Source organism: Lactococcus protaetiae (genome assembly GCF_006965445.1).
Classification (GTDB): Bacteria; Bacillota; Bacilli; order Lactobacillales; family Streptococcaceae; genus Lactococcus; species Lactococcus protaetiae.
Genome location: NZ_CP041356.1, coordinates 595,633 through 608,448, shown reverse-complemented (window position 1 = coordinate 608,448; position 12,816 = coordinate 595,633). Strand labels below are relative to the sequence as shown.

The window sequence follows — 12,816 nt, the reverse complement described above, 5'->3', positions numbered from 1 at the left end:
CATTTTATCAAAATATCATTGAAATTAACATTTTGAACATAAGAAAAGCGCCTGCCTTATGACAAACGCTTCTTTTATTCTGACCACTCCTTTGAAGTGGTTATCTTTGTTACAATATCTGCAATTTCTTTCAAATCATCACTGCTATTCATCACCGCTGAAGCTTCAATATCAATAACCTGGTCACCAAAATCCGTAAAATCATCAAGTGACATTTCATCAGGGAAGTCTAATTTTTGCTTAAGAAAATCAATTTCTTTTTGAGTTAAAATACTATTTATTTTTACCATACTTCCTCCTTAATCTTGAACTTGTGGCCATTGTGGTTATCGCACTACCATCTTCTGGGTTTATAACTATTGTAGCATATTTCCCTAGATATTTACGGGAAATTCGTCCAAATTCATCAACCTTATCAGGATAAATATATAAGGGGTTCAATATTGCATTAACGATATTTTCAAGATTCACTTCTCGTTCTACAATCCGTTCTTTCAAATGGTCTGTCATACCACTGATAGTTACTCCATCTTTTGCAACCAAACCGGCAATACTGTTTTCCGCTTTAGCTTTCTGATAAGCCATCCATTCATCATAATTCTGCCATTTACTGCTTGTCCTATCTGAATTAATAAGTTTAGGTGCTATACCATTTACTACCGTTACGGTTGTACATCGACAATTAATATCTTCCTCAGCAATTCCAAAAAGTCGAGGTCCTTGACCTTCATATCCATTCACTTCAAAAGGTTCGTCAATATCTCTGATTTGTCCATCAAGTTGTGAATGATCTTGACGAGTTCTCACATCAAGAGTAGCCATCCATTGTTTTTGTAAATCAACGCCCTTCGCCCTTGCTTCTTCATAACCTTGTTGCGTGGTATTGGAACGAATACGCCCACCCTCAGTACGTGCTATTGTTAAAGCTTGTCTGTAGCTCGCTTCTGATATTGTCGCTATCTCCTGAGCAATACGTGAGTAGCTATAACCAAAAGCCATTCCTCTAGCAATCGCATCACTGATTTGCTTGGCCAAGCGCGAACGGTACTTATATAAACGTTGCGATAAAGTTTTGCCAGCTACTGGACTGTTCATAAGTGCTTTTAAATAACTATCATCTAAGAAACTAAAGTTCAGATTTACATTATACTTTGATTCAATACCGTAATAAACAGAATTATATCCATTATGACCTTCAATAATTATATGCCTTTTGATTGTTTCAGCAATATCAATACTAGGTTGTCCTATGATTAGTCTGATCTCATTACTAATATTGAGGAGTCTCTCAAACTCAATTCGCTTACTAAAAGATAAATCGCCATAATGTTCTAGCCAATCTTTTACCTTTTTATCCACTTCACTCAATATTTCTTCATAAGAACTGTGAAGTTTCTTTTGGTCTAGCTGTGTTTGCAAAATATCATCAATACTCATGCTTCAGCTCCATCAGATGTGTCATAATCTTGAAAATCAATCTTAGCCTGAATATCATCAAAATCTAAATCATACATGTCACAAAGTTGTTTGAGCACCTCATCACTTGGCAATAATGGAGCAGCCGCAAGTAAAGTCTGAATAATAATCTGATTCGTTTCAGCCTCTGTCTTAGCTACCTGTGCATTATCTGCTTTATTAATCAACATCTCACGGGTAAATTCAAAGCTGACTTCTTCTGGATGATAGGACGTATTAAAGCGACGATTGATATCATCAATCACCATCTGATTCATCCATTCTAGGGCTTCACGGAGTCGTGTTTCCGTCTTATTTGCTTTCATATTAAGCAAAGTATATCGACCTAATATCACAACGTTTGTGATATTTCCATCACCAATCTGAGCACTATCAAATCCGAATCCAAATTTATAAATATTTTCACGGTCAAGTTGCAGTTTTGTCTTCCGTCCTTCGACTGGAATCTCTACTGTTTTCATCTCTAAATCACCATTACTGTCAGGAATACTAATCCGCTTTTTAGCTCTAATATTGAAATTCAAATCATCAATATTACCGTCAAATCCTTTGACGACATAGAAAGCATCCGTCAGGTCTTGAAGATTATTAGAAAGGAACGCATCCATCAAATCATAGTCATCAATCAACGACTTAATCGGCTCTAAGTCTGTCTTTTCTCTACGATTGTTCTGATAACGAAAGAAAGGAATTGTCCCATAACTCCGCCCAAGTAGTTCGTCACCTTCATTATCTAGTTTGGCAATGACATGAGGGGCTGGATTGACAAGCTTTGATTGGTCCAATTGATAAGCTCCATCATCCGTAGCAATAAAGTACCAGACCTTTTCATTATCATAAAGTTCCGCATGTCTTAGCCAGACTTTCTTACCATCTTTTCTGATCATATTGCTGTGGTAGTAAAGAATTCTCACCAACTGATTATCTTCATCAAAGATAGGTAAGACTTGAAGACTATCCGCCAATTGAAACGCTAACTTGTCAGCTGCAGTTGTCCGTGCATAAACATATTCATAACCCTTTTGTGAACCTTCTTCAACCAAATCTTGAAGAAAAGTTTGAAACTTGGAATTATAATACTCACCCAACCGTTCATAGAGCAATTCATCATCGCAATTATAAGTGACTGGATTTGACAACATCAACTGGACTTTCTGGTCAATCAATTCAGTCAAGAAGGAGTGAACAATCCGTGCGTTGCTTGCATAGGTATCTTCATGCAATTGTTTGTTATCATCAACATAAAAGATTCGTTGCTTTAAAATATCATGCTGGTGATTGTAGTAGCGCACCCCTTCCTTTGCTCGACTTTTGCGCACATCAAGCAAATCCATGCTTATTGCTTTTTTGATTTCGCCAGCTAATTCATTAATATTTTCGCTTAACAGCACTCTAAACCACCCACTTTCTATTTTTCTCTGTTGCTCGAATCAGGCTAGCTGCACTATCTGGTGCATCATCATGTTCGGCATTTTCTGTGTAATCTAAAATCTGTGACAAATATTCTGGATCTGTGTCATCAAGCCATAAAAGGTTTGACCATGATGCTCTGAGATATGTCGCAATTTTAATATACTTATTTTGTGTTTCGTGATAAGACTTAACCAATAAACCTCGTTTATGTATCTCTTTAGCTAAATATCCTTTATCCCCATTATCTTCGGCATAGATTGTCCCTAACTGAAAAGCTTTGTGTAACTCAATAATTTCATCCAAACAATCATCAACATGTTTATGCCACAGCTTGCCAAACATCACATTATTTTTCTTAGCAGTGTACGCTGTATAGTCATTCCCACCGTAAGCAGCATCAATCTGTGCCGTACCATTTTTAAGTGCCTCACGTTTATCTGTAAATGTCGCTTGTGTGAACATTGCATCTTTGTCAGCAATATGTTTGAGTTCATAGTTAGCAGCGAACAAACTAGCAGTCATTGACTGACGTAAATGTTCAAGTTGCTCTTTAGTAATAAGTCCAGTCTGATAACAATCAAAGCGTTTTACGTTTGGCATACCTGTGATTGCATCTTCTTTATGCCAAGGAGTTCCAGTGTTAATGAAACGACCACCACGATTCTTCACGTTTTGTAATTCCTGATACTGGGTCTTAGTCCGCTCACGTTCTGCCCGACTCACACGGTCTTTCAAATTGACAATATCATCAGTAATAACAATGTCCGCATGCTTACCTGTAATACTTGCCCCAATACCTAAAGCAAGGAGTTGTGAAGTCCCCTTGTTGCTTTCTTTAAGATTAGTGTCTATCTCAGTGGTTGTCGCTTTAATAAAGACTACACTATCAATCCCCATAATGCATGAGCGAACGCTTGAAATATGTCTGCCTGTAAAAGCTTTTGAACTTGCACTACAATTTCCATGACATCTGTATCCGTCTTCCGCATGAAAATGATTGTCAAATTTGGGTACATTATCAGCATAATCGCGATAGCAATGGATAAACAAGTTGTTTTATAAGAGCCACGATGAGCCAATAGCGTTTCATCTTCTTCAGCAAATAGGAATGTTTTTATCCAGTCGTTGTGAATGTCTTCTAAATCATCAAAACCGCATTCAATTCCGAACTGCACAGGATTATTAAGTACCAAATCCATATAAAAATCAAAGTCATTATCCATCTTTTAAACGTCCTTTGATTCTATCTTTTATTTCTTGACTCCGTGCATTAACATCAACTGAACCAGACAACTCGGTTTCTTTTTTGTCTCGCCACTCATTCGGCTTACGATTTTTAAGCCAGAAAATAGCTGCGGTTGTATCTGGTGCAATCTGCTTAGTAACTTCTTTTGAAATAACCATTTCACTTTCAGAAGGCTCTTCTTCAAAAAGCTCCTTTATGCTTAATGAAAAAGTTATCCACTTTTGAATAAGTTTAGCTTTATCTTTGGTATAAAATTCTTGCTTTTGAAACCATGAAAGCCACTGATTATCTTTTTTAGAAGAATTGCAAGAAGCACAAGCTGGCACAACATTAGCAATTTCAAGCTCGCCTTTTTGTTTGAGCGGCTGCAAGTGGTCCTTTGTCAGTTTTCCTGACTTTCCACAATAACAACAACTTGAATCAAAATAATCAATACAAGCCGCCCATTGTTTTTCGGTAAGCTTACTTTGCCCATCATGTCTTTTCTTTTGAGCTTCTGATGACATCCGCTCTTTAGTTACTTCAACAAATTCATAACCTAAAGCACGTTTAAGCAGTGCATTTTCGACTTGAATGTCAACAACTTCTTTGCCCCTTTTTAGGGTGTCACTTATGTCACCATATTTATTTTTCCATTCAGCTAGAGTCTTACGAGAAATCCCTATATTATGGCTATCTGCTCATCGGTAAGACCATCACGAGCCCAACCTTCAAGCTGAATTAATTTTTCTTCTGTCAACCATTCCTTGTATTTAGCTTTCGCCATGTTCTTACCTCGCTTTCTGTAAAATTTGCATAAAAAAACCTGCCATTTCTGACAGGAAAATCTATAAGGAGAATTGAGTAGTACCTTTATCCACTCATTCACAATACTATTTTATCATAAAAAAACGGTCACTTTTCCGCGATTTTTGCCAAAAAGTGCTCATTTTTCCGCAAAGCTTATGTTTATTCGCTCGTTTGCCGCAATTACATCAATTTTCTGTTCTAACTTTTCAAAAAATGGACGTATTATATTTTTGTAACCATATGTTTTTTCACCATTTCCATATCTATTCAATGCCCCTTCAACCGTTAACTCATTATGAATATACACAGCCTTAATTATTTTCCAATGTACTGAGTCAGTTTCCTCAATCATTTCAGTGATTGCTTTGTACTGCCTTCTCCATTTAGAAAGTAATGGGTCACATTCAAGTTGAATTAGATGTGTTAAAACTTGTGGGTCTTTTGTAAAATTTTGTGGTCTAATCCACCAATTAGGATCATTCCCATTTTTTGCGACTGGGCAATGTATTTCTTCTATCCGTCGTTCAACCTGTTTAGTAAAGGGATATTCCCTCAGCGCTTTGATTAGATAGCCATATTCTGCTCTTAAATTCACTCAATTACCTCCGTGCTCCTAACCTGATTCCCAACTAATTCGGCAAGCTTCGCTTTCGCACGATAGTAATTGTGAGCCTTATAAAGATACTCGTCTATGCCTCCAAATCGTCGCCGCCAGATACCGCTCCATCTATCTAAATATTCGACATAGAAAGTCATCTCCCCATTATTTTTCGTATCTTTAGTTATTCTATAGTCCATTCCTATTCCTCCCCGAACACATTCTCAGACTCGTCAAGGTCCGAGCGGTTGATTTTATTTTCAACACACCATTGACACTGACAGACTTTTACTTTTGCATTCTTCGGAGCAACAACCCAGACATTTTCTTTACATCTATAACAGTACAGATAACAAGAATGTCTATATTGATGCTCTTCTTTTGTTTTATGCCCGAACAGCTTACACAGTAGTTTCATTGGTTATCCTCCTTGTCGAATGGTTTCAGATAACCTTTGAACTCTTCAAGTTGACGTTCAATAGTTTCAACAGCGCTTTTAAGTGCTACTTCAATATCAACATTATTTTTAAATGAATCTCTATTCTGCCATATGAATTCCATTCGTGTTGCCGATTTATCAATTTCTTTTGCGTAGTCAGTAATATAATTAAATTTATACTGTGTATATCCTAGTTCTTGTTTCATTCAATTCCTCCCCACCAGTCATTGACCAGCGATATTAGTTTGTCGGTCATTTTATTCCTCGCTTTTCACAAGCACAAGCTCAATGAGTGGGTTTATCCATTCAGGAAGTCCCATTTCTTCCCTTTGTGAATCATAAACATCAGGGGCAGCTTTTTTATATAGTGCTCCGTCCATGATTCCAGCAAGCTCTGATTTAGTGAAAATAGCACGGAATTCTTCAATAAAACCACCATTGACAACTCCAAAAATATCTTTACCAAGCCAAGCTCCATCTCCTGTCAATAAATCTTTCACATAATACTTTTGTTCGCTCATTCTGTGGTCTCACTTTCTTTATCTTCGCAAGTGAAGCAAATATAATGCCCTTCTTCTAAAACCTTATCAAGGAAAGAGCTATCAGTAGATGTAAGCTTAAAGCTTCTTTTGCATTTTTCGCATGTTACATTTATTTTTTTATTCATTCTTCAACCTCAACATATTCATTCTTATGTCCGCAAATTGAACAAAAGTTAGATTTAACACCCTCATAGCCACAAATAGGACATGGACTGACTAGAGCTTTAGGTTCTTCGACTTGGTAGCCGTCAAGCCATGCACGAGCGAACTCATCTGGATGATTGTCTCTCCATGCAATCGCTTTGTTGTAATCATAGCTAGCACAATCTTCAAACTTACACCAGAAAGCATAGCTGAGGTCATTTTTAGCTTCTTTTAATTCACTAATCCAATCCGCCACGAACTGCGGAACTATTGGTAGAGATTTATTAACCTCAGTAAGCTGTTCTTTCTTCTGTTCCAATTTATTTTCAAGCTCGGTAGCATAGTTTCGCATTTTGCGGTACTGGCTCAAAACAGCCTGAACATTGTTATTTAAATCAGTAATAGGACCATTGTCTGGTCGTGTAAATCCTTCAAACGTCTTAGGCATCAGATCACCTCCTCGGTGAATAAATCTTTACGTGCAATCTTCTTGGCAATCGTGATTTGAATGCCATAACGAGCCGCAAACATTTTCGCTTTAATCTTAAACTCAGTAGTTAGTATCCCTTTTACATCTACGATTTTGACTAAATTACCAGCATCATCATAGAAAGTAAAATCTGGTTTGTAGTAAATTTCTCGATAAGCTTTCCCATTAAGTCTGAACTTGTCTTGCAAAACAAACTTCTCTTGCATTTTCATGTTCGGCTCGTGCTTGTGCAATTTATAGTAAATGCTCTCAGCCTTACTATCAAACGCGATCCCATCAACCGTTACTTTTTTAGCTCCGTATTTATGAGCCATTTTTCACCTCTTCCCAAGTATCTTCTAACCAATCCATGAGCATATCCGTCTGTTTCATGACCAACGGTTCAGAATTATATTTTGTGCATAATTCTCCAAGCGAATTTACAACCCAGTTCCAAAACCCATCATTTCCGAACCCTAAATTTATCGCCTGTGAGTTACACTCTAAAATCCACTTTGCCACGTCACTGAAAAATTTTTCATAGTCCATCTCGTTTGTCCTTATAGAGAATTGTGAACGAAACCACTTTTACTGCCCCAGATTCTGAAATTGATTGACTCTGGTGCATAGAAACAATATCAAACCGCTTTTTTATTCTTTCAAGAATAAAATTAATTCTGTGATTTATTGTTCCAATTCTTTCATTTACAAATTCAACATATTTTACTTTCACTAGTCATCTCATTTTTTCTGTAACATTCACCCTCTATCTTTTTTTCTTTTTCAGGAATCATATACTTGAGGTGTGCACGGGGTGGATGAATAAATTCCACCCCTGCATACACTTGTTTATGATTACATAGAGGGCTTTGAGCACCTTTTTTGCTTGGTACGCAATTCCTAAAACCGAACAGGCTTTGAGTACCTTTTTACCTAATCACTTTCAGGGCTTTGAGTACCTGACCCCCTCTGCTCATTTCCTGAATCATCTAAGGCTTTGAGTACCTTTGTAACGATACCGTTCTTGTCTTTTATGTAATCATTAGGAAACTCTTGTAACCAACGTTTTACAGTATCACTAGATGGCTGACCTTCAATTCCTTTTGCTAATTCTCCAATCGGGATGCCTTCTCTGTCACCAATTAGGAAATCAAATGCGAGATTGATTTTATCTTTACGTGCTTCTAAACGTTCTTTTTTCTTACCCTCAGAAGCATTTTTCTCACTTCCTTTTTTGGCACCACGTTTAAATGCTGGCTCACTCCCAACTGGTTCAAGGTCTTTCAGAACTCCAGAATCATCGGAATAATGTAGCGGATAATTGAACCACAGATTGACTGGTTCAAACTTTGGAAACTCTCGAAGTGTGCCTTCAAGTCGCCAAGCAGTCATCAACTTCACAACTCGTTGAACTTGTTCCAATTCAAATCCCGCAATTTCTCTAGCACATTCATCCCCAAATGCCAAAGCCAAATGTTTTCGCATTTCAGGAGCTGACAGAAAATCATCCTGACCAATTTCATTAAGATATTCTGGTTTTTCATCTCTGATTTTGGCTGCGTAGAAGTTGGCAACTGCCCTGGCATCTTGTTGTTTTCTCAAGCTGTCAGTCACTTCAAGTTCGATTAAGTCAAGAATTGCGTCAGGGTCTCTGGCAAATACTCCAGAACCAGAACTTCGGTCCATAGAAGATTTACCGCCCTGTGCTCCTTTTGAGTGGTGGTGACAGTAAATAACAGATGTCCCAAGTTCGGCAGCTACCTTATCAAAGTTATTTGTAAACTTGGCCATTTGTTCCGCATCATTTTCAGAACCTGTCAGTACTTTATAAATCGGGTCAATGATCACTGCATCAAATTGTTCTTTTTGAGCACGTCTGATCAGTTTTGGTGTCAATTTATCCATTGGAATAGAATGACCACGCATGTTCCAAATACTAATATTCTTTAAATGATTTAGTGGAACATTCATTCCTTGGTAAATATCTTTGAATCGTTTATAAGCTGAGGGCGGTCAAGCTCCATATTGATATAAAGGACTTTTCCACGTTCACAATTAAAACCAAACCAAGGAATCCCCTCTGCAATCGCAATACACATCTCCATCAATGCAAATGATTTACCCGCTTTTGATGGTCCAGCAATCAACATCTTATGACCTCTGCGCAAAACTTCATCAATCAAAACTGGGGCAAGTTGCGGATCTTCTTCAAACATATCCGCAAGACTTTCAAACTCTGGCAAGTCATCATTCAAATCCTCAATATAGGTCTGCCATTCTTCCCAGTTCGTCTTACCGATATTCGTATCAATCAGGAATTGTTTGTGTTCCCCACGGATAACGCCAGGCATTCGAGAAAGGCGAGAAGGATTTTTATTTTGACCATCGACTTGCAGTCCATTCTTATTACAAATCTTATAGAGATATTCAACACGTTCACGATATTCATTTTTATCTTTGGCATCCACCCTAACAATGGCATGGACGGACTTACTTCCAGAATAAACCAAAGCTGCAATCGGCAATTCTAGCTCACGCATGATGGCATTTTGCTTATCAAGACTTAAATTATCTGATTCAACAAGTGCATATTTGAAATCAGTGACATTATCATTCTTGACTCCTTTCCCATCTAAGGGATTAAAGCGAATCCATGCACCCGCTTTTGGGTCAGAGTCCCCAACAATAAATCCCAAGTCATTTTCATTTTTATACTTTTCCAGATCATTGAGAATTTCTTCGGCAGTCCTTGCAAAATTTCCCGCACCACTGACAGAATATTTTCCGTCATCCCTTAACCAAGAATTAACGACATAACCCACATAATCATCATTTTTGAAAAGGGTTTGAATATAAGTTTTAAGTTGTTCAATCGGATTCCAATGATCGGGTCCTCTAATTTCTTGACCCTCAACCCATGATTTGTCAATGAACTTATAATCTCTTGAGGCACTCACCTCATCATCCCAGCCTAAGAATTCGTTGCCATCATTCCCTTTAAATGATTGAGAAGACCAACCATTTTCTTTTGCTTTCATGGTAATGAATGCACCAGTTACTGGTGTGGACCCGCTATGACCAAGTGATTCCCATTTACTTTCCATTTCTCGTGCATTGTATCTGCTATCGGCTTGTGACCAACTGTCCCAAACATCAAAAGAATATCCCTCAAATTTCAGAGCCATTCCAACAGACACCCAGTCTAGATAATCAAGAGAGGCTGGTGAGATATATTCAAGGAGTGGAACTAAATCAAATTTTTCTTCCAAAATCATGCTCCTTTGTATTCTTTAGGGTTAATATCAAGTGGTGTTCTCCAACCATTCCCTGCGATTCGGTCAATCAGTTGGCGAGCACTTTGAAAATTCCATGTTCCAACATGTTGAAAGCCTCTACTTTCCAAAAATCGAATTTGTTTAGGTGTGGTCAATCCTGACATTTTACGTTTATTTAACTTTTCAAGGAGTAACTTAGCCTTGCCAGCATTCTCAATTTCTTCTGGAAAGATTCCAAATTTTTCCAAAGCTGCCACTTGCTTATCGCTTGCTGGTGCCATTTCCCAACCGAAAGATGGTGCATAATTAATTAGGTCTTCTGATTGGATTGACATTTCAAATTGTAATGGATCAACCAATTTACGTTTACGTTTCTTCATCGCAGCCAATTTTTCGGCCAGTGCATTTTCACGGTCTTGAACAACTTCACTTTCAGCTTCCTCTGCCACTTCCTCAAGGTCAAAAAGTTGAAGTTGTTCATCTTCCTCAACATCCGCCATTTTTTCCGTCATCTTTTGAGCAATTTCTTCGTCCTTAGCAATCAAGTGCGCGGGTGAATCAGTTCATGACGTTCAGTGTGCCAAAGAAAATCCAAAATTAAACAATCTTCTTTTCCTTCTGCTAAACGTAATCCACGTCCAATACATTGCACATAAAGCGGACGTGATTTGGTTGGACGAAGCATAATGACACAATCTACCTCTGGTGAATCCCAGCCCTCAGTAAGCAACATTGAATTACACAAGACATTGTATTTTCCATCGTCAAAGTCTTTCAGTACTTCCGCACGGTCTTTAGATTCTCCGTTGACCTCTGCAGCTTTAAATCCTTTTTCATTGAGAATATCGCGAAACTTTTTAGACGTGGCAACAAGTGGTAAAAAGATAACTGTTTTTCTATCCTTGCAATATTTCACCATTTCATCCGCAATTTGATACAGATAAGGGTCTAATGCCGTTCCAACTTCACTGGCTTTGAAATCTCCTGCAGACATTGAAACGCCTGAAAGGTCTATTTTTAAAGGAATCGTTAAAGCCTTCATTGGAGATAAGTATTTATTTTTTATCGCATCTGTCAGTGAATATTCATAAGCAAGCGACTCAAAAAATTGTCCTAAGTTTTGCTTATCTGTCCGGTCTGCGGTGGCCGTTACACCCAATACTTTTGCTTCGCTAAAATAATCAAGCACTTTTTGATAACTATTGGCCAAAACATGATGTGCCTCGTCAACAACAATCGTGTCGTAAAAATCGGGTGGGAATTGTTCCAGTCGTTTTTCTCTCATGAGCGTTTGAACACTTCCGACTGTTACGCGATAAAAAGAATTTTTAGCCGTTTCCTCGGCTTTTTCGACTGCTGCTCTCAATCCTGTTACTTTGTAGAGCTTATCTGCAGCTTGATCAAGCAGTTCACCACGGTGTGCCATAATTAAAACCCGCTCACCTTTGCTTACTAATTGTTTTGTTAAATCTGAGAATGTCACGGTTTTCCCTAACCCAGTGGGAAGAACAAGCAGTGTCTTCTTGACACCGCTCGCCCATTCTTCTTGGATTCGATCATTCGCTTCATTCTGATACGGGCGGAGTTCCATTACTATCCTCCTCTAAATCAAAGCTCATTTGAGGGTTTGCTTTACCTTCTAATTCAATTGCTTTCGCCTCAGCATTATAATAGTCTTCATCACATTCAAATTTCGCTGTGATAGTATAGTCTTTCTCTTTATAAGAGAAGCCTTGACCAATACTTACTAGCCATTGAGAGAAACATTTTACAGCTTCTGAAAACTCAAATTTAAATTTTCCTGTTAGATTTTTTTCTGCAATCATTTTCTATTCCCCTTAGAAATTATAGCCAGCACCGTTTTGAGGTGCAGAAGTTTGTTGTGGAAATGGAGTTACATTTTGTTGAGGGGCTTGATTTTGCACTGGTGGTTGTTGATAATTTTGTTGTGGAGCTTGATAACCTGACGCAGAAGTTTGTTGAGTTGGTTCAAGAAATGTATCAATTTTATTGTTCTCTTTCTCTTTGTTATCTTTCATATATTTATTAATAATTAAACTTGCTGTACCATGAGCGCCTAAAACGCCATTCCAATTCATTCTTACTTTTCCTTCCGCATTTTTTTGAGCGCCAATAGATGTGAAGAATTGATTAATTTTCCACTGCATTTTTTTGTAAAGATAGAATTTCTCTGTCAGTGTTGTTTTTTCACCCGTTGGTGCCGTGAATTCTAATGTCACTGTTGCCATCGGACAATTTGCTGGTACTTTGCTTTCACGATTGGCAGGTTTTTCATAGATTCCACGATCAAGACCAGTAATTATAAAAGGATAGTCTCCCTCTGGGAGAAGGACAAAAGGGGAACCTTCTTCTACTTCGTCATCCCATCCTAAGATTTCGTTATCATTCATTTTTAAATCTCCTT

General features: G+C 37.9%; 17 protein-coding genes and 2 pseudogenes. All 19 read right to left on the bottom strand.

Features of this window, described 5'->3' with window-relative positions:
• Positions 1 to 74: 74 nt before the first annotated feature.
• The 19 genes and pseudogenes from FLP15_RS03095 to FLP15_RS03020 all read right to left on the bottom strand — a co-directional run bounded on the left by FLP15_RS03095 (position 75) and on the right by FLP15_RS03020 (position 12,802).
• A complete protein-coding gene (locus tag FLP15_RS03095) occupies positions 75 to 290 on the bottom strand; it encodes a hypothetical protein (RefSeq protein WP_142765952.1) in 216 nt (71 codons plus the stop codon).
• Positions 274 to 1,437, bottom strand: coding sequence for a phage minor head protein (locus tag FLP15_RS03090; RefSeq protein ID WP_142765951.1), 1,164 nt, complete (start codon positions 1,435 to 1,437; stop codon positions 274 to 276). The genes FLP15_RS03095 and FLP15_RS03090 overlap by 17 nt, the downstream gene beginning before the upstream one ends.
• The gene (locus FLP15_RS03085) at positions 1,434 to 2,867 is read right to left on the bottom strand and encodes a phage portal protein (RefSeq protein ID WP_142765950.1); all 1,434 of its coding nucleotides are present in this window, start codon (positions 2,865 to 2,867) and stop codon (positions 1,434 to 1,436) included. The genes FLP15_RS03090 and FLP15_RS03085 overlap by 4 nt, the downstream gene beginning before the upstream one ends.
• A gap of 1 nt (position 2,868) precedes the next feature.
• Positions 2,869 to 3,786, bottom strand: a complete 918-nt coding sequence (locus FLP15_RS03080) for a hypothetical protein (protein WP_223804710.1) — start codon at positions 3,784 to 3,786, stop codon at positions 2,869 to 2,871.
• A complete protein-coding gene (locus tag FLP15_RS12985) occupies positions 3,768 to 4,112 on the bottom strand; it encodes a hypothetical protein (RefSeq protein WP_223804709.1) in 345 nt (114 codons plus the stop codon). The genes FLP15_RS03080 and FLP15_RS12985 overlap by 19 nt, the downstream gene beginning before the upstream one ends.
• Complete coding sequence (locus FLP15_RS03075; protein ID WP_223804755.1) at positions 4,105 to 4,641, bottom strand: HNH endonuclease; 537 nt, start codon at positions 4,639 to 4,641, stop codon at positions 4,105 to 4,107. The genes FLP15_RS12985 and FLP15_RS03075 overlap by 8 nt, the downstream gene beginning before the upstream one ends.
• A gap of 3 nt (positions 4,642 to 4,644) precedes the next feature.
• A pseudogene (locus FLP15_RS12980) lies at positions 4,645 to 4,901 on the bottom strand (HNH endonuclease); the annotation flags it as partial.
• 159 nt (positions 4,902 to 5,060) lie between these two features.
• The gene (locus tag FLP15_RS03070; RefSeq protein WP_142765949.1) at positions 5,061 to 5,519 is read right to left on the bottom strand and encodes a hypothetical protein; all 459 of its coding nucleotides are present in this window, start codon (positions 5,517 to 5,519) and stop codon (positions 5,061 to 5,063) included.
• Between the two features lie 205 nt (positions 5,520 to 5,724).
• Positions 5,725 to 5,940, bottom strand: coding sequence for a DUF1660 domain-containing protein (locus FLP15_RS03065; protein WP_142765948.1), 216 nt, complete (start codon positions 5,938 to 5,940; stop codon positions 5,725 to 5,727).
• On the bottom strand, positions 5,937 to 6,167 hold the full coding sequence (locus FLP15_RS03060) for a hypothetical protein (protein WP_142765947.1): 231 nt from the start codon (positions 6,165 to 6,167) through the stop codon (positions 5,937 to 5,939). Before FLP15_RS03060 ends, FLP15_RS03065 begins: the two co-directional genes overlap by 4 nt.
• Positions 6,168 to 6,218: 51 nt before the next feature.
• Entirely contained in the window at positions 6,219 to 6,482 is a 264-nt protein-coding gene (locus tag FLP15_RS03055) for a hypothetical protein (RefSeq protein ID WP_142765946.1), read from the bottom strand.
• 142 nt (positions 6,483 to 6,624) lie between these two features.
• Positions 6,625 to 7,095, bottom strand: coding sequence for a DUF1642 domain-containing protein (locus FLP15_RS03050; RefSeq protein WP_142765945.1), 471 nt, complete (start codon positions 7,093 to 7,095; stop codon positions 6,625 to 6,627).
• Complete coding sequence (locus FLP15_RS03045) at positions 7,095 to 7,451, bottom strand: DUF1064 domain-containing protein (RefSeq protein ID WP_142765944.1); 357 nt, start codon at positions 7,449 to 7,451, stop codon at positions 7,095 to 7,097. The genes FLP15_RS03050 and FLP15_RS03045 overlap by 1 nt, the downstream gene beginning before the upstream one ends.
• Complete coding sequence (locus FLP15_RS03040) at positions 7,441 to 7,665, bottom strand: hypothetical protein (protein WP_142765943.1); 225 nt, start codon at positions 7,663 to 7,665, stop codon at positions 7,441 to 7,443. The genes FLP15_RS03045 and FLP15_RS03040 overlap by 11 nt, the downstream gene beginning before the upstream one ends.
• Before the next feature lie 384 nt (positions 7,666 to 8,049).
• A complete protein-coding gene (locus FLP15_RS13535; protein ID WP_280954083.1) occupies positions 8,050 to 9,087 on the bottom strand; it encodes an AAA family ATPase in 1,038 nt (345 codons plus the stop codon).
• Entirely contained in the window at positions 9,084 to 10,385 is a 1,302-nt protein-coding gene (locus tag FLP15_RS13530) for a PriCT-2 domain-containing protein (RefSeq protein ID WP_280954082.1), read from the bottom strand. The genes FLP15_RS13535 and FLP15_RS13530 overlap by 4 nt, the downstream gene beginning before the upstream one ends.
• A 2-nt stretch (positions 10,386 to 10,387) precedes the next feature.
• A pseudogene (locus tag FLP15_RS03030) lies at positions 10,388 to 11,982 on the bottom strand (DEAD/DEAH box helicase).
• Positions 11,957 to 12,217 (bottom strand): hypothetical protein, encoded by a 261-nt coding sequence (locus FLP15_RS03025; protein WP_142765942.1) that lies wholly within the window; start codon positions 12,215 to 12,217, stop codon positions 11,957 to 11,959. The pseudogene FLP15_RS03030 and the gene FLP15_RS03025 overlap by 26 nt, the downstream one beginning before the upstream one ends.
• Before the next feature lie 12 nt (positions 12,218 to 12,229).
• Complete coding sequence (locus FLP15_RS03020) at positions 12,230 to 12,802, bottom strand: hypothetical protein (protein WP_142765941.1); 573 nt, start codon at positions 12,800 to 12,802, stop codon at positions 12,230 to 12,232.
• Between the last annotated feature and the right edge of the window lie 14 nt (positions 12,803 to 12,816).

Coding starts and splice junctions, on each gene's coding strand:
- FLP15_RS03095 (WP_142765952.1), bottom strand. CDS start 290: ATGGTAAAAATAAATAGTATTTTAACTCAAAAAGAAATTGATTTTCTT.
- FLP15_RS03090 (WP_142765951.1), bottom strand. CDS start 1,437: ATGAGTATTGATGATATTTTGCAAACACAGCTAGACCAAAAGAAACTT.
- FLP15_RS03080 (WP_223804710.1), bottom strand. CDS start 3,786: ATGGGGATTGATAGTGTAGTCTTTATTAAAGCGACAACCACTGAGATA.
- FLP15_RS12985 (WP_223804709.1), bottom strand. CDS start 4,112: ATGGATAATGACTTTGATTTTTATATGGATTTGGTACTTAATAATCCT.
- FLP15_RS03075 (WP_223804755.1), bottom strand. CDS start 4,641: ATGTCATCAGAAGCTCAAAAGAAAAGACATGATGGGCAAAGTAAGCTT.
- FLP15_RS03065 (WP_142765948.1), bottom strand. CDS start 5,940: ATGAAACTACTGTGTAAGCTGTTCGGGCATAAAACAAAAGAAGAGCAT.
- FLP15_RS03060 (WP_142765947.1), bottom strand. CDS start 6,167: ATGAAACAAGAACTAGGATATACACAGTATAAATTTAATTATATTACT.
- FLP15_RS03055 (WP_142765946.1), bottom strand. CDS start 6,482: ATGAGCGAACAAAAGTATTATGTGAAAGATTTATTGACAGGAGATGGA.
- FLP15_RS03050 (WP_142765945.1), bottom strand. CDS start 7,095: ATGCCTAAGACGTTTGAAGGATTTACACGACCAGACAATGGTCCTATT.
- FLP15_RS03045 (WP_142765944.1), bottom strand. CDS start 7,451: ATGGCTCATAAATACGGAGCTAAAAAAGTAACGGTTGATGGGATCGCG.
- FLP15_RS03040 (WP_142765943.1), bottom strand. CDS start 7,665: ATGGACTATGAAAAATTTTTCAGTGACGTGGCAAAGTGGATTTTAGAG.
- FLP15_RS13535 (WP_280954083.1), bottom strand. CDS start 9,087: ATGAATGTTCCACTAAATCATTTAAAGAATATTAGTATTTGGAACATG.
- FLP15_RS03025 (WP_142765942.1), bottom strand. CDS start 12,217: ATGATTGCAGAAAAAAATCTAACAGGAAAATTTAAATTTGAGTTTTCA.
- FLP15_RS03020 (WP_142765941.1), bottom strand. CDS start 12,802: ATGAATGATAACGAAATCTTAGGATGGGATGACGAAGTAGAAGAAGGT.